This window comes from Pseudomonas sp. ICMP 460 (genome assembly GCF_002723595.1).
Taxonomy (GTDB): domain Bacteria; phylum Pseudomonadota; class Gammaproteobacteria; order Pseudomonadales; family Pseudomonadaceae; genus Aquipseudomonas; species Aquipseudomonas kitaguniensis.
Genome location: NZ_LKBR01000016.1, coordinates 59,124 through 80,459 on the forward strand (window position 1 = coordinate 59,124; position 21,336 = coordinate 80,459).

Annotated in this window: 20 protein-coding genes and 1 riboswitch; of the genes, 7 read left to right on the forward strand and 13 right to left on the reverse strand. The window is 61.3% G+C overall.

From position 1 onward, the window contains the following. Positions 1-3: 3 nt before the first annotated feature. The 7 genes from AO240_RS13615 to AO240_RS13650 form a co-directional block, all read right to left on the reverse strand. Entirely contained in the window at positions 4-525 is a 522-nt protein-coding gene (locus AO240_RS13615; protein WP_099236924.1) for a TIGR02281 family clan AA aspartic protease, read from the reverse strand. Beyond that, positions 522-1,517 (reverse strand): esterase-like activity of phytase family protein, encoded by a 996-nt coding sequence (locus AO240_RS13620; RefSeq protein ID WP_099236925.1) that lies wholly within the window; start codon positions 1,515-1,517, stop codon positions 522-524. Before AO240_RS13620 ends, AO240_RS13615 begins: the two co-directional genes overlap by 4 nt. Further along, a complete protein-coding gene (gene parE / locus AO240_RS13625) occupies positions 1,517-3,421 on the reverse strand; it encodes a DNA topoisomerase IV subunit B (RefSeq protein WP_099236926.1) in 1,905 nt (634 codons plus the stop codon). Before parE ends, AO240_RS13620 begins: the two co-directional genes overlap by 1 nt. A 57-nt stretch (positions 3,422-3,478) precedes the next feature. Then, the gene (locus AO240_RS13630) at positions 3,479-4,087 is read right to left on the reverse strand and encodes a YqiA/YcfP family alpha/beta fold hydrolase (protein WP_099236927.1); all 609 of its coding nucleotides are present in this window, start codon (positions 4,085-4,087) and stop codon (positions 3,479-3,481) included. A gap of 248 nt (positions 4,088-4,335) precedes the next feature. After that, a complete protein-coding gene (gene cpdA / locus AO240_RS13635; protein WP_099236928.1) occupies positions 4,336-5,151 on the reverse strand; it encodes a 3',5'-cyclic-AMP phosphodiesterase in 816 nt (271 codons plus the stop codon). Positions 5,152-5,249: 98 nt separating this feature from the next. Then, positions 5,250-5,699 carry a DUF1249 domain-containing protein gene (locus AO240_RS13645; protein ID WP_099236930.1) on the reverse strand — a complete coding sequence of 150 codons (450 nt, stop codon included), beginning with the start codon at positions 5,697-5,699 and terminating at the stop codon, positions 5,250-5,252. After that, the gene (locus tag AO240_RS13650; protein ID WP_058411366.1) at positions 5,690-6,307 is read right to left on the reverse strand and encodes an NUDIX domain-containing protein; all 618 of its coding nucleotides are present in this window, start codon (positions 6,305-6,307) and stop codon (positions 5,690-5,692) included. The genes AO240_RS13645 and AO240_RS13650 overlap by 10 nt, the downstream gene beginning before the upstream one ends. Positions 6,308-6,500: 193 nt before the next feature. On the opposite strand from AO240_RS13650, the gene AO240_RS13655 reads away from it, so the two are divergent. Continuing rightward, positions 6,501-7,247 (forward strand): RsiV family protein, encoded by a 747-nt coding sequence (locus AO240_RS13655; RefSeq protein ID WP_099236931.1) that lies wholly within the window; start codon positions 6,501-6,503, stop codon positions 7,245-7,247. On the opposite strand, the gene cytX is transcribed toward AO240_RS13655, so the two are convergent. Further along, the gene (cytX, locus tag AO240_RS13660) at positions 7,216-8,505 is read right to left on the reverse strand and encodes a putative hydroxymethylpyrimidine transporter CytX (protein ID WP_099236932.1); all 1,290 of its coding nucleotides are present in this window, start codon (positions 8,503-8,505) and stop codon (positions 7,216-7,218) included. The two genes, AO240_RS13655 and cytX, sit on opposite strands and share 32 nt — an antisense overlap. A 135-nt stretch (positions 8,506-8,640) precedes the next feature. Continuing rightward, complete coding sequence (thiC, locus tag AO240_RS13665; RefSeq protein WP_099236933.1) at positions 8,641-10,545, reverse strand: phosphomethylpyrimidine synthase ThiC; 1,905 nt, start codon at positions 10,543-10,545, stop codon at positions 8,641-8,643. Positions 10,546-10,691: 146 nt separating this feature from the next. Continuing rightward, positions 10,692-10,797: riboswitch (TPP riboswitch) on the reverse strand. Positions 10,798-10,993: 196 nt separating this feature from the next. On the opposite strand from thiC, the gene AO240_RS13670 reads away from it, so the two are divergent. Together AO240_RS13670 and AO240_RS13675 are read left to right on the forward strand one after the other, a co-directional pair. Then, positions 10,994-12,433 carry a TolC family outer membrane protein gene (locus tag AO240_RS13670; protein ID WP_099236934.1) on the forward strand — a complete coding sequence of 480 codons (1,440 nt, stop codon included), beginning with the start codon at positions 10,994-10,996 and terminating at the stop codon, positions 12,431-12,433. A 123-nt stretch (positions 12,434-12,556) separates the two neighbouring features. Beyond that, positions 12,557-12,829 (forward strand): hypothetical protein, encoded by a 273-nt coding sequence (locus tag AO240_RS13675; protein ID WP_143505371.1) that lies wholly within the window; start codon positions 12,557-12,559, stop codon positions 12,827-12,829. A gap of 283 nt (positions 12,830-13,112) precedes the next feature. On the opposite strand, the gene waaA is transcribed toward AO240_RS13675, so the two are convergent. Continuing rightward, positions 13,113-14,390 carry a lipid IV(A) 3-deoxy-D-manno-octulosonic acid transferase gene (waaA, locus tag AO240_RS13685; RefSeq protein WP_099236936.1) on the reverse strand — a complete coding sequence of 426 codons (1,278 nt, stop codon included), beginning with the start codon at positions 14,388-14,390 and terminating at the stop codon, positions 13,113-13,115. Between the two features lie 23 nt (positions 14,391-14,413). Beyond that, complete coding sequence (locus AO240_RS13690) at positions 14,414-15,304, reverse strand: LysR family transcriptional regulator (RefSeq protein ID WP_099236937.1); 891 nt, start codon at positions 15,302-15,304, stop codon at positions 14,414-14,416. 104 nt (positions 15,305-15,408) lie between these two features. Between AO240_RS13690 and AO240_RS13695 the strand changes: the two genes are divergently transcribed. The 4 genes from AO240_RS13695 to AO240_RS13710 are packed head-to-tail and all read left to right on the forward strand — an operon-like array spanning position 15,409 to position 18,794. Beyond that, positions 15,409-15,744: a multidrug efflux SMR transporter gene (locus AO240_RS13695; RefSeq protein ID WP_099236938.1), complete on the forward strand. Its 336-nt coding sequence runs from the start codon at positions 15,409-15,411 to the stop codon at positions 15,742-15,744. Between the two features lie 55 nt (positions 15,745-15,799). Further along, positions 15,800-16,975 carry an FAD-binding oxidoreductase gene (locus tag AO240_RS13700; protein WP_058411374.1) on the forward strand — a complete coding sequence of 392 codons (1,176 nt, stop codon included), beginning with the start codon at positions 15,800-15,802 and terminating at the stop codon, positions 16,973-16,975. Then, positions 16,972-17,784, forward strand: a complete 813-nt coding sequence (locus AO240_RS13705) for an aldo/keto reductase (protein ID WP_099236939.1) — start codon at positions 16,972-16,974, stop codon at positions 17,782-17,784. Before AO240_RS13700 ends, AO240_RS13705 begins: the two co-directional genes overlap by 4 nt. A 41-nt stretch (positions 17,785-17,825) precedes the next feature. Beyond that, positions 17,826-18,794, forward strand: coding sequence for a hypothetical protein (locus tag AO240_RS13710; protein ID WP_058411376.1), 969 nt, complete (start codon positions 17,826-17,828; stop codon positions 18,792-18,794). A gap of 149 nt (positions 18,795-18,943) precedes the next feature. Here AO240_RS13710 and AO240_RS13715 read toward each other — a convergent pair whose 3' ends face one another. Together AO240_RS13715 and hldE are read right to left on the reverse strand one after the other, a co-directional pair. Continuing rightward, positions 18,944-19,879 carry an NAD-dependent epimerase/dehydratase family protein gene (locus tag AO240_RS13715; RefSeq protein ID WP_099236940.1) on the reverse strand — a complete coding sequence of 312 codons (936 nt, stop codon included), beginning with the start codon at positions 19,877-19,879 and terminating at the stop codon, positions 18,944-18,946. Beyond that, positions 19,872-21,296, reverse strand: a complete 1,425-nt coding sequence (hldE, locus tag AO240_RS13720; RefSeq protein ID WP_099236941.1) for a bifunctional D-glycero-beta-D-manno-heptose-7-phosphate kinase/D-glycero-beta-D-manno-heptose 1-phosphate adenylyltransferase HldE — start codon at positions 21,294-21,296, stop codon at positions 19,872-19,874. Before hldE ends, AO240_RS13715 begins: the two co-directional genes overlap by 8 nt. Positions 21,297-21,336: the final 40 nt, after the last annotated feature.

Consider the following 21,336-nt stretch of genomic DNA (forward strand, 5'->3'; position numbering starts at 1 on the left):
TCATCATTGTGTGGTCTGGCGCAGTAGCAAAGTGCCGCTGCGCTGGGTAAATTCAAGTTGTTTCAATGCACTCATGCCGAGCAATACCTGCTCGCCGCCCAACCCCGGCGCCACCAGGGCACGCACGTCCTGCAGGACGATAGCGCCCAACTGCACGCTGCCCAGCTGGGTACGAAAGCCCTGGCTACGGCCATTGGCGGTACTCAAGGTGACCGGCATGCCGCGTTTAAGCCCCAGACGATCAGCCAGCTCGGCCGGCACCGCCACGTCGGTGGCGCCGGTATCGAGCATGAACTCCACCGGCTGGCCGTTGATCTGGCCGCTGGCGACAAAATGCCCTTGGCCGTTGCCAAGCAGTTTTACTTCGATGTAACCCTCGTGTTGCTCCGAGGCCACCAGCGCGTTGGGGTTTTCCTGACGCGCTTCCCACTGCCCAAAAAACCGTGTCGCCAAGAACAAACCGGCGCCCCACGCCACGAACATCAATACACGGCCGGCACGCTTGCCGGGCGGTTGTGGGCTCATGGCTTGGCGCTCCAACCACCCGCAGGGGCGGCGAAACGATAGACCACGGGGCGTTTTTCACCGTCGGCGCGCGCGCCAAAATTATTGTCGATGCCCAGCCAGGCGCCGTCTGCGTCCACCACCAAGGCTTCGGCCAGGCCATAAGGCTGTGAATAGCGCCGGTTCGGCGCCAGGGTCTCGTCGGCAAACGACCAGCACAGCTCGACTTTGGCCGTGCGCGCATCACGCCGGCAAATCTGGAACGCATTACGCTCCAGGGTAAACAGCTTGCCGTTGAACAGCGCCAGGTCGGCAAAGTCTTTGGACACCGCCTTGGCATGGGTGAACTGCGCTGGCTGCACTTCCTGGCCGGCCTCGCTCAGCAGTACACACGGCCCGTCGCAATCCCATACGCTTTGCGCACGCTTGATAGAGATCAAGCCGCGCCGCTCACGCTCGGCCGCCAGCCACATCTGATTACCTTCGGGGTTCACCGCCAAGCCTTCAAACAACGCATTGAAGTGCAGCAACATGCCACTGGCACGGGCTTCACGCACCATGCTCGGGGCAATTCTCAGCCATTGCGGCGCACCGCTCACGGGCACTTGCAGCACTGCGGCATGCGCCTCGCTGACAATGTAACGGTTACCGGCGGCATCACAGGTGACGCCTTCAAAATCCAGGTCGCCACCGCGAATGAACGACGCGGCCTTGGTGCGCGAACGCAGGCCCCACGGCAGGCCGGACTCGGGCACGGGCGGCACCTCGATTTTCAACGCCTCGGCCTTCCAGGTCGGCGCACTGTTATCAAGACGGTAAATCTGGTCGTCATCGCGGTCCGAAACCGTCCACAGCGCGTCGCCGCACATCGCCAGGCCCGACAGGTTACCGCCGCGCATACCGTCCACCGGGTGTTCGGACACCAACTTCAGCTCAGCCAAGGGTGCGGCAACCACGTTGGTGGCCACCCACCCGCTCATCATCAGGATCGCCAAGGCGAAACCTGTGCGCATCAGCCGAGTACCTCGGCCAGGTTGCCTTTCGACTCCAGCCACGACTTGCGATCCGGTGCGCGTTTTTTCGCCAGCAGCATGTCCATCATTTCCGACGTGGCGGCGTAGTCTTCAAGGGTCAACTGCACCAGACGGCGGGTGTTCGGGTCCATGGTGGTTTCGCGCAGTTGTGGCGGGTTCATCTCACCCAAGCCTTTAAATCGCGTGACCTGCGGCTTGCCGCGTTTCTTTTCGGCCACCAGCCGGTCAAGGATGCCGTCGCGCTCAGCATCGTCGAGGGCGTAGTAAATCTCTTTGCCTTGGTCGATGCGGTACAGCGGCGGCATGGCGACGTAAACGTGACCGGCATCCACCAGCGGGCGGAAGTGCTGCACGAACAGCGCACACAACAAGGTTGCGATGTGCAGGCCGTCGGAGTCGGCGTCGGCGAGGATGCAGATTTTGCCGTAGCGCAGCTGGGCAATATCCGCCGAACCCGGATCGACACCGATGGCCACGGCGATGTTGTGCACTTCCTGGCTGGCCAGCACTTCGCTGCCGTCGACTTCCCAGGTGTTGAGGATCTTGCCGCGCAACGGCAGGATCGCCTGGAATTCCTTGTCCCGCGCTTGTTTGGCGGAACCACCGGCGGAGTCACCTTCGACCAAAAACAGCTCGGAGCGCATCGGGTCTTGCCCGGCGCAATCGGCCAGCTTGCCCGGCAACGCAGGCCCTTGAGTGATACGCTTGCGCTCGACCTTCTTGCTGGCCTTCAAACGACGGCCGGCGTTGTTGATCGCCAGCTCCGCCAGCGCCAGGCCCAATTCCGGGTGTTCGTTGAGCCACAGGCTGAAAGCATCCTTGACCACACCGGAGACAAACGCCGACGCCTCGCGGGACGACAGACGCTCCTTGGTCTGGCCGGAAAATTGCGGTTCCTGCATCTTCATCGACAGCACGAACGCGATGCGCTCCCACACGTCTTCCGGCGCCAGCTTCACGCCGCGCGGCAACAGGCTGCGGTATTCGCAGAACTCGCGCATGGCGTCGAGCAAACCCTGGCGCAACCCGTTGACGTGGGTGCCGCCCTGGGCGGTGGGGATCAGGTTGACGTAGCTTTCCTGCACGCTGTCGCCACCTTCCGGCAACCACAGCAACGCCCAGTCGACGGCTTCTTTATTACCCGCCAGGCTGCCGCAGAACGGCTCGTTGGGCAGGCGTTCGAAGTCGCTGACCGAGTCTTCCAGGTAGGAGCGCAGGCCGTCTTCGTAATGCCACTCGACCTTCTCATTGGTGCCTTTGTCTTCAAAGGTCACCAGCAGGCCCGGGCACAACACAGCCTTGGCCTTGAGCACGTGCTTGAGGCGGCTGATGGAAAATTTAGGCGAATCGAAGTACTTCGGGTCTGGCGCAAAGTACACGCTGGTGCCGGTGTTGCGTTTGCCAACGGTGCCGATCACTTGCAGCTCGGTGGCTTTATAGCCATCGGCAAAGGTCATCTCGTACTCGTTGCCGTCGCGCTTGACCTTGACCCGCACGTGGTTCGACAAGGCGTTGACCACGGAAATACCCACACCGTGCAGGCCACCCGAGAACTGGTAGTTCTTGTTGGAGAACTTGCCGCCGGCATGCAGCTTGGTGAGGATCAGCTCGACGCCCGACACACCCTCTTCCGGGTGAATGTCCACCGGCATGCCGCGACCATCGTCGGACACTTCCAGGGAATGGTCAGCGTGAAGAATCACATGCACTGACTTGGCATGCCCGGCCAACGCTTCGTCGACGCTGTTGTCGATGACTTCCTGGGCAAGGTGATTCGGCCGACTGGTGTCGGTGTACATGCCGGGGCGTTTGCGCACCGGGTCGAGGCCCGAGAGGACTTCGATGGCGTCGGCGTTATAAGAGCTAGCGCTGGGAGTGGCCATGGGGTCTCGTCGTGAGTCGTTCGATTAAAAAGTAACCTGCGGTTTCCAGCATGCGTATTACAGCGCTGCGAAATCGAAGGATTGATACTGATCTGCGCCAATCCCGGCAAAGCTCAACAGCGCCGGCAATTGCAGGGCGAACCCTTGGTAACCATGGTCGCCACCCGCCTGGATACGCAGCGCACAGGCCCGGTAATACTGTTGGGCGAGGCGATAATCCAGTGTTTCATCGCCTGTCTGCAACCACACCTGATAACGCTCGGCGTCTTGCGGGGCCGGCACTTCCAGCTCGGCCAGGGCCGTCACGTGGTCGTAAGTCAGTTCCCAGGTGTCGCCGGTGTAGAGGTTCTTCTGCGGGCCAAGGTGACCGTCGAACATCCGATGGGGGCTGACCGCAGGGTTGACCAGCAGCGCCTTGAGGCCATGGCGTTCGGCAAGGTGGGTTGCATAGTAGCCGCCGAGTGAGCTGCCGACCAGCAGCGGCCGACCGAGCTGCGCAATGGCGTCCTCCAATTGGGCAATTGCCTGACGGGGATGGTGATGCAAGGCTGGCACGCGCAGTTGGTCAGCCAGGCCGAGCGTGTCCATCAAGGCGCTCAACTGGCTGGCCTTGTTGGATGCGGGGGCGCTGTTGAAACCGTGGATATACAAGATCGAAGCAGACATGCCGGGGCCTCCGTGCTTGCGCCAAAAAGAGGCGCAGTTTACAGGGATAGGCGCCTTGTGTGAGTGCCCTATCGTCTAGTCACCGTAGAGCGAGGTGCCTATCGGTTTTCAGGTAACGGCCGTCACCCGCCGCAATCTCCCGGGCAAAATGAGATCAAATGTGGGAGCGGGCTTGCTCGCGATGCAGTCACCTCGGTGTGCCTGATGGTCCTAGGTGCCTATATCGCGAGCAAGCCCGCTCCCACAATTTAGTAGCCGTTACTGCCGTAATCCACGGTGAAGGCAAACCCCTCAACGCGCTCCACGCCCGTCTCAAGCCGCCCATCGGCATGCAACCGCAGCCACCGATACCCCGGCGCCTGCTCGCTGACGTTAAAGTCCTCACTGCCCGGCGCAAACTGGATGCACGTAGACGGCGACGCCATCAACCGCACCCCATTGCGCTCAAGGTCAACCTCCTGATGCACATGCCCCCAAAGCACTGCCTTCACCTGCGGAAACCGGTCAAGCACCGCAAACAAAGCCTCAGGATTACGCAACCCGATAGGCTCCATCCAGGCACAACCAATCGACACCGGGTGATGGTGAAAACACACCAAATGATGCCGGCTCGGCGCCTCGCTCAAGGCCTGCGCGAGCAATTGCAACTGCTGGTCTTGCAAATAACCCGGCACCGAGCCCGGCACCGCCGAGTCCAGCAGCGTGACGCGCCAGTTACCCACATCGACCACCGGCTCGAGCAAATCACTCTGCACCGCCGCGTGGGCCATGACCTGCGGCTCATCGTGGTTGCCGGGGATCCAGCGCGCCGGCGCGGAGATGACCGCGGTCATCTCGCGAAACAACTGGTAAGAGGCCAACGTACCGTCCTGGGACAAGTCACCCGTGGCCAGCACCAAATCGATCTGCGGCTGCTGCTCGCGCACCCGCTCAATCACGCGCTGCAAGCTTTCGCGGGTATTCATGCCCAGCAGCGTGCCGTCGGCCTCGGCAAACAGGTGGCTGTCAGTCAGTTGCACCAGCAGCGCCGGCGCATCGGGGTTCAAGGTGGATACGCTCGGCAAGGCGCTCTCCCAAGGCAATCACAGGAAATGGACGTTTAGCGCGATTATGCTGGGGCAGGACACAAAGAGGAAACCCAGGAAGCAGACGCCGTTCACATCTACCGCACGACTTCGAACTCATGGCCCAAGGCCAGACAGTGGCTCAACCATTCCCCAAGGAACACATTAAGCTGTGCTTTCTCATCGGGCTGGTGCATGAACACGTTGGGGTAAGGATAGATGCTGCGAAAGCGCCGCGCATGTTCGGCGCTGATAACTTCGGCCATTCGCGCATCGTGGTACACCTGCACTTCAAGCTGCGGCACCGGCAGCCACGGCAGGCTATGTTCCTGGCGCGCAAGCAGGGTGGTGGTGTACGGGCAATTCACAATGACCTCAAGGGCCAGCACGCCGAGCATCTGGTCGCCATGGGTCACGGCAATGCGCCGCGCCTCGGGGGCGTGGCGCATGTCGGGGAGCAAGCGCATCAGCCGCGCATAATTGGCCTCGCAGGCGGCTTGCAACCCGATCAGGTCGACTCGATAACGTTCGCGTGCCTTTACTGCCATAACCCCCTCACTTCCGCGCGATTAAGCGCAAGCCATTGCAGGGCGATGATGCTGGCTGCGTTGGAAATTTTACCGTCACGCACCGCCTGCAGGGCATCTTCGAATGCCCAGGGGGTGACCCGGATGTCTTCTGCCTCTTCTTCCAGCCCATGCACGCCACCCGCACCTGCGCTGTCGCAACGGCCCAGGTACAAGTGCACAAATTCGGTACTGCCACCGGGTGAAGGAAAATACTTGGTAATCGGCCACAGGGCGGAAAACGTCAGCCCAGCTTCCTCCTCGGCTTCGCGGTGTGCAACCTCCTCCGGCTCTTCATCTTTATCGATCAGGCCCGCGACCATTTCCACCAGCCAGGGATTTTTGGTGCGGCCCATGGCGCCGACACGGAACTGTTCGATCAGCACCACTTCATCGCGCTGCGGGTCGTAAGGCAGCACGCACACTGCGTCATGGCGAACAAACACTTCACGGTTGATCACGCGGCTCATGCCACCATCGAACTTCTCATGGCGCAGTTGCACGCGATCAAGCTTGTAGAAGCCCTGGTAGGCATTGTCGCGCTGAACAATTTCGATTTTGTTCGGCGTCGATTTGGCAACGTCAGTCATATGCTTCCTCGTTAGGCGCGTGCAATTCGCGCCATCCTAACGCGCTCCTGCCGGTTGGTGCAGCCCCTTTCCAGTTGCCGGGATAGACGGCGGGCGTCAAACTCACTCTAATCAGCTTAGTGGCGAACTGACGGCCTTGTTGGCAGTCGAAGCGCTACTCTTTTAGCTTTCCATCGATTTCCGAAGGACGCACATGCAGCTTTTAAAAGTCGCCTCCGTGGCCTGTATTGCCCTGACTCTGGGTGCTTGCCAGAGCCTGTTTCAACCCAGCTACCTCAAGCCGCTGGACACCAAAGCAGCCGCCTCGGAGCAGATCAAGCCTGGCTGCGACAGCCCTGATTGCCCGCTGGTGAACATTGATACCGTGCACTTCCCGGCCGAGCCGCAACTCGACAGCCTGGTGGAACAACGCCTGCTGCAGATGGCCCGCACCACGCCCGGCGCCAGCATGCCGCCGACCTTGAATGCCTACCGCGACAAATTCCTGCGCGAGTCGCCCGACCGCCACAGCATGTACTTGCAGGCCAAGGTACGTGAGCAGCATGACGGACTGGTGATCGTTGAAGTGTCCAGCTATCTGGACACGGGCGCAGCGCACGGCGAGCCCGGCCGTGGTTTCATCAACTATTCGCGCTTGCTGCACAAAGAGCTGAGCCTGACCGACATGCTGTTGCCGGGCCAGGAACAGGCGTTCTGGAATACCGCGAAAGTCGCCCACAACAGTTGGCTGATCAACTCGCAGATGGACCGCGACCCGCAATTCGTGAAGACCTGGCCGTTCCAGAAAACCCCGAACATTGCCTTGACCAGCAGCGGCGTGGTGCTCAAGTACAACGTAGCGACCATCGCCCCTTACGCATTGGGGTTGATCGAAATGACCATCCCCTATGCGCGCCTCACCGGCGTACTCAAGCCTGAGCTGATGCCCGCCCGCCACTGACGGCCCGGTTCAGCACCAGCTGCAACAACCCTGCCAGCACCAACGCCGGCAGGGTTGCGCCAAAATCCGGGTACAGGTTGGCGAGCAGGTGATACGTGGCGATGCCACCCAGCCAGGCGACTAATGCCGGCCAGCGCAGGTTGGCGACGGCACCCTGGCCACGGCGGCGCAGAATAAAGTGATCGACCAGCACCACGCCGAACAGCGGCGCGAACACCGAGCCGATCAGCAGCAGGAAGTTCTGGTACTGCGCCAAGGGCGCGAGGCAGGCGATCAGGGTGCAGATCACGCCGATGGCCAACGCCAGGTGCTCGACTTTCAAGCGCAGTAACATACCGCTGGAGACCGCCGCCGAGTGAATATCGGCAAAAGCGTTTTCTGACTCGTCCAACAAAATCAGCAACAGCGGAATGCCCAAGCCGGCGCCAGCCAGCGCCAGCAACAATGCATTCACCTCACCGCTTGGCGCAAACGCCAGGGTGTAGGCCACGCCCAGGCTCATCAGCCAGAAGTTACCGATAAAAAAGCCCAAGGCCGTGCCGCCGAACACGCTTTTTGCACGCTTGCCGAAACGCGAGTAATCGGCAATCAGCGGCAGCCACGACAACGGCATTGCGATGGCAATATCAAAACCCACGGCGAACGGCAGCGAACCGTCACCGGGCTTAGCCCACAGCGCGGCCAAGTCAGCCTTGGCGAACAGGTTCCAGGTCAGCCACACGCACGCCGCGAGCAGCAGCCAAATCCCCCACTTGCGCAGGACTTGGCGTACGAAGGTCAACGGGCCGCTGACGGCGAGCAAGGTCGCCAGGCCACCAAAAAACAGCGTCCAAACCAGTGGGCTGGCCAGCAGGCTACCCTCGCTGAACGCGCGCGCGCCCAACAAACTGGCAGCGTCGCGCATCACGATGATTTCGAACGAGCCCCAGCCGATCAGTTGCAGCAGGTTGAGCAACGCCGGCAGGCTCGCGCCCTTGGTGCCGAGGCTGAGTTTGAGCGCGGCCATGGCAGACAAGCCAGTGTCGCTGCCGATTACGCCGACGGCGGCCAGCAACAGCACGCCGACCAGCGTGCCGAGGAAAATTGCCAGCAATGCGCCGGAGAGCCCCAGCCCCGGCGCAAGCAGCGCGCCGGTTTGCAGAACCATCAGGCCGATGCCGAGGGAGAACCACAGGGAGAACAGGTCGCGGCCGCCGAACACGCGTTTGTCGCTCGGCACCGCGATGTCGGGTGAGTAGGTACTCGGTTGAATGCTCAAGGGTGTTATCTCTGAGGGGCCGATCATTCCCACGCTCTGCGTGGGAATGCCGCTTTGGACGCTCTGCGTCCGCCTTTGTGACGCCCAGCGTCACGGGATGCATTCCCACACGAAGCGTGGGAACGATCGTCGGTGTCAGACCTTCTTGTACAACTGGCTGCCTTCCTGCTTGAACCGCTCCGCCTGCTCCGCCAAGCCCTTGGCCACGTCCACATCCACCGCTTCAATACGCTGGTTGGCGGCGTACTCGCGCACCTCCTGGGTAATTTTCATCGAGCAGAACTTCGGCCCGCACATTGAGCAAAAATGCGCGACCTTGGCCGAATCCTTCGGCAGCGTTTCATCGTGGTAGGAACGCGCGGTGTCCGGGTCCAGGCCGAGGTTGAACTGGTCTTGCCAGCGGAACTCGAAGCGCGCCTTGCTCAACGCGTTGTCGCGAATCTGTGCGCCTGGATGCCCTTTGGCCAAGTCCGCTGCGTGCGCGGCAATCTTGTAGGTGATGATGCCGGTCTTCACGTCATCCTTGTTCGGCAGGCCCAAGTGTTCCTTCGGCGTGACGTAGCACAGCATGGCGCAACCGAACCAGCCGATCATCGCCGCACCGATACCCGAGGTGATGTGGTCGTAACCCGGCGCAATGTCGGTGGTCAGCGGGCCGAGGGTGTAGAACGGCGCCTCGTCGCAGCATTCAAGCTGCTTGTCCATGTTCTCTTTGATCAACTGCATCGGCACGTGGCCCGGGCCTTCGATCATGGTTTGTACGTCGTGCTTCCAGGCGATCTTGGTCAGTTCGCCAAGGGTTTCCAGCTCGCCGAATTGCGCGGCGTCGTTGGCGTCGGCAATCGAGCCGGGGCGCAGGCCGTCACCGAGGGAGAAGCTGACGTCATAGGCCTTCATGATTTCGCAAATTTCGTCGAAATGCGTGTAGGTGAAGTTCTCTTTGTGGTGCGCCAGGCACCACTTGGCCATGATCGAACCGCCACGCGAGACGATGCCGGTGACACGCTTGGCGGTCAGCGGCACATAGCGCAGCAGCACGCCGGCGTGGATAGTGAAGTAGTCGACGCCCTGCTCGGCCTGTTCGATCAAGGTGTCGCGGAACAGCTCCCAGGTCAGGTCTTCGGCGGCGCCGCCGACTTTTTCCAGGGCCTGGTAGATCGGCACTGTACCGATCGGCACCGGCGAGTTGCGGATGATCCACTCGCGGGTTTCATGGATGTGCTTGCCGGTGGACAAGTCCATCACCGTGTCCGAACCCCAGCGGATGCCCCACGTCAGTTTCGCCACTTCTTCTTCGATGGAAGAACCCAGCGCGCTGTTGCCGATGTTGCCGTTGATCTTCACCAGGAAGTTACGGCCGATGATCATCGGTTCCAGTTCGGTGTGGTTGATATTGGCCGGGATAATCGCACGGCCACGGGCGATTTCTTCGCGCACAAATTCCGGGGTGATGATTTTCGGCACGCTGGCGCCGAAGCTGTAGCCAGCGTGTTGCTGCTCAAGCAGGCCGCTGGCGCGCGCTTCTTCGAGCTTCATGTTTTCGCGGATGGCGACGTATTCCATCTCGGCAGTGATGATGCCTTTACGCGCGTAGTGCATCTGGGTGACGTTGGCGCCCGCCTTGGCGCGACGCGGGTTTTTCACGTGGGCAAAACGCAGCGCGGTCAGTTCGGCATCGCTGAGGCGCTGTTGGCCGAAGTGCGAGCTCAAGCCTGACAGGCGCTCGGTGTCGCCACGCGATTCGATCCACGGCGAACGCACATCGCCGAGGCCTTTGCGCACGTCGATGATGACGTTGGGGTCGGTGTACGGCCCGGAGGTGTCGTAGACCACCACCGGCGCGTTGATTTCACCGCCAAACTCGGTGGGTGTCACGTCCAGACTGACTTCGCGCATCGGCACGCGAATGTCCGGGCGAGTGCCCTGCACGTAGATTTTTTGCGAGCGGGTAAACGGCTGCACAGAACCTGAGTCGACCTTGGCGGACTCACTCAAGTGCACGGTATTTTTTGATTTTTGGCTTTTTAATTCGGTGCTCATCACGGGCTCTCCAACTATCCAGGCGGTGGATTTTTGTCGGAGCGAACCTGTGACGGACGGAGGCACTGAAACCAGTGCTGTGCAAGGCACGAGGGTTGTTCGATTGTCGAACAACATCCCGGACGAAGCACAAGAGGACTCGCCGGGTGACGAGAAATCTTGTTCCCTACGCAGGCGCTAACCTGATCAGGTTCAACGGGATCCGGTATTTACCGATCTCAGCCTTCCAACAAGGCACCCCGACAAGAACACGACCAGTCTAGACCATGGCGTGGGCAAATTGCCAACAGCGGTGTATTCAGCGTGATGAATGGCGCGATTACGGGATTGTTGCGCAGCGCAAGCGCCACTACACTCGGGCGTTGCAGCGATGCGTGACGCAACCCGTTGCCAAGCTTGGCCTTGGGCGATAAATTACAGCCATAATATTCATACTAGGGATCGCCTCATGCTGCGCAAACTCTCACTGGCTCTCGCCGTGTCTTGTGCGACCAATGGAATGGTCTGGGCAGCCGAAGCGCCCTTGTCCGCCAACACCGACCTGGTCAGCGTTTACCAGGAAGCGGCGAACAACAATGCCGACCTGGCGGCCGCCCGTGCCCAATACGGCGCGCAGAAAGAAGTGGTGCCCCAGGCCCGCGCAGGTTTGCTGCCGAACCTGTCGGCCGGCGCCGACAGCAATAACGTGCGCACACAACTTGACCAACCGGCAGCTACCGTCAACCGTGACGCGCACTCCTGGCGGGCGACCTTGAGCCAGCCGCTGTTTCGCGCCGATCGCTGGTTCCAGTTGCAAGCCGCCGAAGCCGTCAACGAACAAGCTTCGCTGCAGCTTTCGGCCACCGAACAGAACCTGATCCTGCAAAGCGCCGAGAGCTACTTCGCGGTGTTGCGCGCCCAAGACAACCTGGCCTCGACCAAGGCCGAAGAAAACGCATTCAAGCGCCAACTCGACCAGTCCAATGAACGCTTTGATGTGGGGCTATCGGACAAGACCGACGTGCTGCAATCTCAAGCCAGCTACGACACTGCGCGCGCCAACCGCATCGTCGCGCAACGCCAGGTAGATGACGCCTTCGAAGCACTGATCACACTGACCAACCGCCAGTACAACGCGATTCAAGGCATCGTGCATACGCTGCCGGTGCTGCCACCGACGCCGAATGACGCCAAAGCCTGGGTCGAAACCGCCGGGCGCCAAAACCTCAACCTGCTGGCCAGCAACTACGCGGTCACCGCCGCCGAAGAAACCCTGCGCCAGCGCAAGGCCGGCCACTTGCCGACCCTCGACGCCGTGGCGCAGTACGAAAAAGGCGACAACGACGCGCTCGGTTTCGCCAACCCAAACCAGTTGCCCGTGCCCTACGGTGGCGACGTGTCGCAGCGCACCATCGGCCTGCGCCTGAACATCCCGATTTACAGCGGTGGCCTTACCAGTTCGCAAGTGCGCGAATCGTATTCCCGCCTCGACCAGAGCGAGCAGCAACGCGAAGGCCTGCGCCGCCAAGTGGTCGAAAACACGCGCAACCTGCACCGCGCGGTGAACACCGACGTAGAGCAGGTACAGGCGCGCCGCCAGTCGATCATCTCAAACCAGAGCGCGGTGGAAGCCACGGAAATCGGTTATCAGGTGGGCACACGCAACATCGTCGACGTGCTGGATGCGCAGCGCCAGCTTTACTCGTCGGTGCGCAACTACAACAACAGCCGCTATGACTACATCCTCGACAACCTGCGTTTGAAGCAGGCTGCGGGCACGCTAAACCCAGGCGATTTGCAGGACCTGACGCGCTACCTCAAAGCGGACTACAACCCGGACAAAGACTTTTTGCCACCGGACCTGGCCAAGGCTGCCGCCGAACAACTCAAAGCGCGGCCCGGCAACTAGGCTTTTGCGTAACCGCTGAAACGGGCTCCATCCTGACAGCAGAAGCAGGCTCACCCGCTCAAATGCAGTCAAATGCAGTCAAATGCAGTCAAATGTGGGAGCGGGCTTGCTCGCGATTGCAGTGTGTCAGATAAATATTTTTCAACTGACACACTGCTATCGGGAGCAAGCCCCCTCCCACAAAAAGCAGAAAAAGCAGAAAAAGCAGAACAAGCAGAACAAGCAGAACAAGCAGAACAAGCAAAAAAAGCAGACCTACCGCGTATGCAAAACCCGCCCTTGATCTGCTTCAACCACTCAGGTCGGCTTTCAGGCCGCCGTGCTCTTGCTTTTGATCTTTGTGATCTTGATCTTAGAAGCGCCCCGTTAAACCACGATGGCCGCACGCAGGCTTGAATCCGTGGGTAACCCGGCAGGACGCCGGGTTAGCCGCGCTGGGCCAAGGATGGCCCATCGCGGCGGCCCACGGATTCAAGCCTGTGTGCGGGCATGCCGAGCNCCGAGTGGTGGGGCGAGAGCGTTTTGGTTACTTTTGCGCTCTATCAAAAGTGACTCGCTGTAAGAGCGAAACCGATATAAGCCGTAACCCCAATACCGGATATATACCCAACCTGAACAACACCCCCAAGCCCGCTTGCCGCGCGACAGCGCTACATCAAAGATGCCCAACCACTCAGGCTCAGTGGCTTATCAGTCGGTCCAACCCATCCAGCAAGCGCTTCAAGGCGCCCTGATTAGCCTGCATCACCACCCGCCCAGCCTGCGCCATCTTGCGCGCATCCTGCGGCAATTCGAACAACTGCCGCACAGCCTCAGCCAACCCCTCTGCGTCATCCACTTCTCGCAAAGCCCCCGCGTCGCGCATCATCGCGCTGATGTCGAGAAAGTTGAACACATGCGGCCCCATGATCACCGGCTTGGCCAACGCCGCCGGCTCCAGCGGATTATGCCCCCCCGTAGGCACCAGGCTGCCGCCAACAAAGGCACTGTCAGCCAACGCATAAAGAAACAGCAGCTCGCCCATCGTGTCGCCAAGCAGCACCGACGTTTGTGCAGTCACCGGCTCGCCGCTGGAACGGCGCACGGTGGCAAAGCCCTGTTGCTCGCACAACTCAAACATTGCGCCGAAACGCTCCTGATGACGCGGCACCAGAATCAACAGCGCGTCGGGATAACTGGCGAGCAACTGGCGATGGGCAGCCAACACCACTTCATCTTCACCTTCATGCGTACTGGCAGCGATCCATACCGGGCGCTCGCTGGCGCCCCATTGCGCGCGCAGAGCGCTGGCGCGCAGCGGCAGCTCGGGGTCGATGGTCAGGTCGAATTTGATCGAGCCGGTGACTTCGACGCTTTCAGGGCGCGCGCCCAAGCTCAGAAAACGCTGCGCTTCGGTGGGTGTCTGCACCGCAAACAGGCTCATTTGCGCGAGCATCGGCGCCGTCAGCTTGGCGAAACGTGCGTAGCCTTTGGCCGAACGCGCCGACAGCCGCGCATTCGCCAAGGCCACCGGAATACCGCGCTGGGCACAGGCGTTGATATGGTTGGGCCACAACTCGGTTTCCATGATCACCGCCAGTGTGGGCTGCACGCGGTCCAAAAAGCGCTTCGCGGCGCAGGGCAAGTCATAAGGCAAATAGCAGTGTTGAATGCGCGGCTCATTGGCGAACAGCGCCTGAATGCGCTCGGAACCGGTGGGCGTCATACAGGTGACGGTAATCGGCAGCGTCGGATGGCGTGCAAGCAAGCCGCGAATCATCGGCGCAGCCGCAATGCTTTCGCCCACCGACACTGCGTGCACCCAGATACCGCCTGGTTGCATCACCGGAAGGCCCAAGGAAAACCGCTCGCTGACGCGCTTGGCATACGCCGGCGCCTTGCGCGCGCGCAACCACAGACGTAAAGCCACCAACGGCAGCGCCAGGTAAAACAGACAGCTGTAGAGAGTTCTATTCATGGCGGCGGAGTTTATCGGCTTTTTCAGTCAATCGCCCGCAAGCACTCGGCAAATCGTTCGGCGAGGAAGCGTGCAGCGGGGCCGAGGTGCTCGTCGCGGCGCCAAACCAGTTCGACCACCAGGGCCGGCGGGGTCCATTCGCTGTCCAGTTCAACCATTTGGTGTTGATACGTCGGGTACTGCACGATGTGCCGGGGCAACCACGCCCAGCCGAGGCCGCTCATCAGCCATTCGGCCAATACGTAAAAACTGTCGGCGCGCCACACCAGTGGGCTGGCGGCTTCGCTGCCGGGGTAAACACTGGTTTGGGTCGACATCAACAGTTGGCGAAACTGCGCCAGGCGCTGGCAGTCCACATATGGCTCCTTAGCCAGCGGGTGATTCACGCCGCACACGGTGACCATCTCCACGCTGCCGACGACCCGGCGCTCAAGCGCTTCGGGGATCTGGTCGTGATAGAACAACAGGCCCAAATCCGCCTTGCGCTCCACCAGCTTGCGCGCCACATCGCCCTGCGCCGCGCTGGACAGTTGCACTTCCAGATGCGGGTATTTCCCGGCCAACGCCTCAAGGCTGTCGAGCACCGGCTGGAACAACATGGCTTCGTCCTGGGCCAGCCGCAGGCAGGCTTCCTCGCCACGTGTAAGGGACAGCGCGCGGCCATTCAGCCGCTCACATTGGCGCAACACCTCGCGTGCTTCTTCGAGCAACACGCTGCCGGCTTCGGTCAATCTCGGCTGGCGGCCACTGCTTCGCTCAAACAAGCTCAGCCCAAGGTCGGCTTCGAGCAGGGCAATCGCGTTGCTCACCGCCGATTGCGCCTTGCGCTGGTCACGCGCCACGGCGGAAAAAGAACGCTGCTCGGCGACGCTGACAAACACGCGCATCTGCTCCAGGTTCCACTGCACGCTCATGGCTCAACCCATCTTTAATTCGGATAGGTAATGACTTTACCCCATCTATTGAAGGGTTAAAATGGTCGCCTTATTCAAACAGGCTGCGCACCGAGGATTACCCCATGAATGTCGCCTACCTCTACCTGGCCGTTGCCATTTGCTCGGAAGTCATCGCGACCGTGTCCATGAAAGCCATCAAGGGCTGGAGCACGCCCATCCCGCTGGCGCTGGTAATTGTCGGCTACGGCGTGGCCTTCTGGATGCTCACGCTCGTGGTGCGCACTGTGCCGGTAGGCGTGGCTTACGCGGTGTGGGCCGGGATGGGCATTGTGATGGTGAGTATTGCGGCGCTGTTTATCTATGGGCAGAAGCTTGATACCCCGGCAATCATGGGCATGGGCTTGATCGTGCTGGGTGTGGTGGTGATTCAGTTGTTCTCGAAAACCGCCGGGCACTGATCACCGCTCAACAGCCTGTATACTGCGCCTCTTGTCTTGAACACTGAGGTCGCCCATGCCATCCGTTATTTCCACCGACGTTCTGATTGTCGGCGCCGGGGTTGCCGGCCTCTGGCTGAATGCGCGCCTGCGCCGCGAGGGGTTTTCCACGGTGTTGGTGGAAAGCGCCACGCTGGGTGGCGGGCAAAGCGTGAAGTCTCAGGGGATTATTCACGGCGGCGCAAAATACGCCCTGCACGGCGCCCTCACCGGCGCGTCCGAAGCGATTGCCGACATGCCGCGCCGCTGGCGTGAAGCCCTTGCGGGTGACGGCGAGCTGGATCTTTCCAGCGTGCGCGTGTTGTCCCAAGCGCATTACTTGTGGTCCCCCGGCACGTTGGCGGGCAACCTCACGAGCTTTTTCGCCAGCAAAGCCGTGCGCGGCCGCGTCGATCAGGTCAAGGGCGATGAACTGCCTCCGGCCCTGCAAGACCGCCGTTTCAAGGGCAAGGTGTATCGCCTGGCAGAGCTGGTGGTTGACGTGCCAAGCTTGATCGAACGCCTGGCCCAACTGGCGGGCGACGGCTTGCTGGCCGGGCAGCACATCGAACCGCTGCTGGAAGGCGACACACTGGTCGGCTTGAAGGTTGATGGCCGCGACATTCGCGCCCAGCGCATCGTGTTGAGTGCCGGTGGCGGCACGGCGGACTTGCTCGGCGCACTCGGCCTCAGCCAACCGGCCATGCAAAAACGGGCGCTGCATATGATCATCGCCAAAGGCCCCGGCCTCAAGCCGCTGTACGCGCACTGCCTGGGCGGCGGCACCAAGCCGCGCATCACCGTGACCACTCACCCGGCGGCCGATGGCAATTGGGTGTGGTACCTGGGCGGCGATATTGCCGAGGCAGATGGCGTGGCGCGCACGCCGCAAGAACAGATCGCCACCGCGCAAAAAGAGCTGGCGCAACTGCTGCCCTGGATCGACATGAGCCAAACCCAATGGGCCACCCTGCGGGTCGACCGCGCCGAGCCGCTGCAATCGGGCCTCAGCCGCCCCGACAACGCATTCCTCGCCGAACAAGGCCGCTTGCTGGTGGGCTGGCCGACCAAGCTGGCGCTGGCGCCGGACTTCGCTGACCGGGTACTCAATGCCCTGCAGCGCGACGGCATCCGCCCAAGCGCTGGCGACGCCCTGCCCGACCTGCCTAAACCTGCCATCGGCCAACCTGCATGGGAGCAACTCTTGCCATGAGCCTGCCAACGTTGCACGACTTGCATCGCCCTCTGGGCAGCACCGGCCTGCTGGTTTCGCCACTGGGCCTGGGCACCGTCAAGCTGGGCCGCGACCAAGGGGTGAAATACCCCAACGGTTTCCAGATTCCGAATGATGATGAAGCGCGGATGTTGCTGCGCCAGGCGCACCAGCTGGGCATCAACCTGATCGACACCGCCCCCGCCTACGGCCGTAGCGAAGAACGCCTGGGGCCGTTGTTGCGCGGCCAGCGCAACGACTGGGTGATCGTCAGCAAGGTCGGTGAGGAGTTTGCCGACGGCGTGTCGCATCACGACTTCAGCGCGGCGCATACCCGCCTGTCGATTGAGCGCAGCTTGAAACGACTTGAAACGGATTTTATCGACCTGGTGCTGGTGCATTCGGATGGCAACGACCTGCATATTCTCAACGAGTGCGAGGTTTACCCAACCCTGGAGGCGCTGAAAAAAGAGGGCAAGATCCGTGGTTTCGGCTTCTCCGGCAAAACCGTCGAGGGCGGCATAAAAGCCCTGGAACTGGGCGACTGCGCGATGGTTACCTACAATCTGAACGAACAGGCCGAGAAAGCCGTGATTGATTACGCGGCCGCTCACGGTAAAGGCATCCTGGTGAAAAAGGCGCTGGCCAGCGGCCACGTTTGTCTTGCGCCGGGAATGGATCCAATTCAATCGAGTTTCATGTTGTTGTTTGCGCAAACGGGCGTCGCCAGTGCTATTGTCGGGACCATTAATCCGCTGCACCTGGCCCATAACGTGGCGACCGCTGCCAAGGTCATTCGTCAACTCTGATGCCGCCGACGCGGCCGACCCCGTCGCAAGAAGGAGCCGACATGCCGCGAACGCTCATTAGAAAAAACCCCAGCAACTTCAAAACACTGCCGCTGCACGTCGAAGCCACGCCCGAGGGCTTGAGTTACCAGAGCGTGGGCATGCCGCTCAACTTTGCCCAGACCCTGCAACGGCGCAAGCCGGTGGAGGTGGCAGACCCCGAACGGTTTGCGCTGGAACTGGCGAACCTCGGCGTCTCGGTGCGCCTGACCCTGCACTGGCAAAACAAGGATTACTGGGTGCTGGTGCGCCAACGCCGCCAGGACCGTGGCGATGTGGTGCTCAAGCTGATCTCCGGCTACGTGCCTGCGCATGAGCTGAACCTGCCGCTGCACACCGCCATCCAGGAAATTGCCGAAGAGTGCCTGCTGGAGACGCCCGAAGGCTGGCTTGGCGGGCGCTTTAACGACACCTGGCTGCCAGCGCCCTATTCTGCTGCCCTGCATTACCGCGAAGCCCTGCCGTTTCGCCTCAGCCCGTTGTCTGGCGCGGCACGCCCGGTGCGCTGCGCGACCACGCAATTGATCGAGCGCCCACGGGCGTACGTGCACTTGCCGACGGCGTCGTTGCAATTGATCTATGACTTGCGCCTGGAAGTGCCCAAGGAAGCTAAATCCCTGAGCCTGTTTCATGTCGATGAACGGCTTGAAGGTGACCAATTGGTAGCGCGCCTGGACCGCCAGCGCCCAGACCTGTACCTGATGCCACTCAAAGACGGCCAACCCATCGCCGAGCTGTACACCGTCAAGAAGGACCAGCTGTATCCGGCCAGCACCCGCGGTTTATACCTGGCCGAAAGCTTCGCCCAGCAGGAAGGCTGGCTGGTACGTGATGAGCGTATTCGCTGGAAGGACTGGCTGCGGCAGCAAGGCCTGGCACAACCCGAGAAAGAGTCGAAACTTACGCGCCTGACCGGCAAGGCCAAGCAGATGTTGAGCAAGATCGTGCCGAAGAAAAAAGCCAGCCGCTAGGCGCTGCCAGGCTGTGTAGCGCCTGACACTCCGCCATCGGGAGCAAGCCCCCTCCCACATTTAGCTGAGTTCCAACTCGGGAATGCAGTCAAATGTGGGAGGGGGCTTGCTCCCGATGCAGGCACCCGGATATTTCAGACAGAGTCAGCTCAACCATGCAGCAACCGCTGCAGGCCAACGTTCAAAGGGGTCGGTTCGGGCAGCGTGAAGCTCGCCAACAGCCGTTGGTTGTTCGCCCGCGAATGCCGAATGTCGCCCAAACGTGCCGGCCCGTAAGTGATGGTCGGCAATGTGCCAACCACTTCTTCCAACGCCTGCAGTACTTGCTTGAGTGTGGTGGTGCGGTTCCAGCCCACGTTGATCGCACCCTGCGGCGCGTCTTCGGCTTCGATGGCCTGCACCAACACGTCCACCAGGTCTTCGACGTACATGAAATCGCGGGTTTGCTCGCCATCGCCAAACACGGCAATCGGCACACCGTGCTGCACGCGCTCGCTGAAGATACTGATCACACCGGAATAAGGCGATGACGGGTCCTGGCGCGGCCCAAAAATGTTGAAGAAGCGGAAAATCACCGGCTCCAGGCCATGCTGGCGGCGGTAAAAATCGAAGTAATGCTCGCCGGCCAGCTTGTCCGAGGCGTAAGGCGTCAACGGCGCTTTGGTGGTCTCCTCATCAATCGATGCGCCTTCGCCATTGTTGCCATACACCGCTGCACTGGAAGCAAACACCACGCGTTTGACGCCCGCCTTGCGCATGGCTTCGCAGACATTCAAGGTGCCGACAAAATTGCTCTGATGAGTGCTGACGGGGTCATCCACCGACGCTTGTACCGAAGCCACTGCGGCCAAATGCACGACGGCCGTGGCGCCAACGGCGGTTTGCGCCACCAGCTCGGCATTCGCTACATCACCTTCAACCAACTGCACGCGCGGGTTGCCCATCGGCAAATTGCTGCGCTTGCCGGTGGACAGGTTATCCAGCACCCGCACACCGTAGCCCTTGGCGAGCAAGGCATCGACCAGGTGCGAGCCGATAAAACCGGCGCCGCCGGTGATCAGAACCCACTTATCAGCTTCACTCATTGTTGCGAATCTTCTCGACGATGGCGGTGGTCGAGCTGTTCTCAACCAAGCCCAGCACTTTGACCTTGCCGCCGTAAGCACTGACGATGTCTGCCCCCACGACCTGGTCGACAGAGTAGTCACCGCCTTTGACCAGCACGTCCGGCTTGACCTGGGCCAGCAGGCTTTCCGGGGTGCCTTCCGAGAAGCTGATCACCCAGTCCACCGCGCCCAAACCGGCCAATACGGCCATGCGCCGGTCAACACTGTTGATCGGACGGCCTGGGCCTTTCAAGCGACTGACCGAGGCATCGTCATTGACCGCGACGATCAGGCGATCGCCTTGGGCGCGAGCCTGTTCCAGGTAAGTCACGTGACCGGCATGCAGAATGTCGAAGCAGCCGTTGGTGAACACGATGCTTTCGTTGTGGGCACGGGCATCGTCAATCGCCAGCAGCAGTTGCTCGCTGGTCAGCACGCCACGCTCTGAACCTTCGGAACGCTGGATAGCCCGGCGCAATTCAGGTGCGCTGATCGCAGCAGTACCCAATTTGCCTACCACAATGCCCGCCGCCAGGTTGGCCAGGGCCACGGCGTGGGGCAATTCTTCACCGGCCGCGATGGACGCGGCCAGGGTGGAGATAACGGTGTCACCGGCGCCGGTGACGTCGAACACTTCACGCGCACGCGCCGGCAGGTGCATCGCCGGTTGGCCTGGGCGCAGCAAGGTCATGCCGTGTTCACCACGGGTTACCAGCAACGCACCGAGGTCGAGGTCGGCCATCAGCGTGGCGCCCTTGCTCACCAGTTCGTGTTCATCGGCGCAACCGCCGACGATGGCTTCGAACTCGCTGAGGTTTGGCGTGATCAGGCTGGCGCCGCGATAAATCGAGAAGTCCTTGCCCTTGGGATCGGCCAGTACCGGGATGTTGCGGGCCTTGGCGGCCTGGATCAGCGCCTGATGGTTTTTCAGCGCGCCTTTGCCGTAATCGGACAACACCAGCACTTTGACACCGTCGAGCAACGTGTCGACCTGGCCGCTGAGCACCGAGGCGTCGGTGGCAAAGGGTTCTTCGAAATCAATACGCAGCAATTGCTGGTGACGGCTCATTACCCGCAGCTTGACGATGGTCGGCTGATGGGCGATACGCTGGAACAGCGCACGCACGCCAGCGCCGCGCAGGCTGTTGGCCAGGCTGTCGGCGGCTTCGTCGTCGCCGGTCACACCCACCAGCGAGGCCGGGGCGCCGAGCGCGGCAATGTTGAGGGCAACGTTGGCAGCGCCGCCCGGACGGTCTTCGATTTGTTCGACCTTGACGACTGGTACCGGCGCCTCAGGGGAAATCCGTGAGGTACCACCATGCCAGTAACGGTCGAGCATGACATCGCCGACCACCAAGACAGGGGCTTGATCGAATCGCGGCATGGACAACTTCATGGAGCAACCCACTACAAAATGAACAGGGCCGCGATATTAG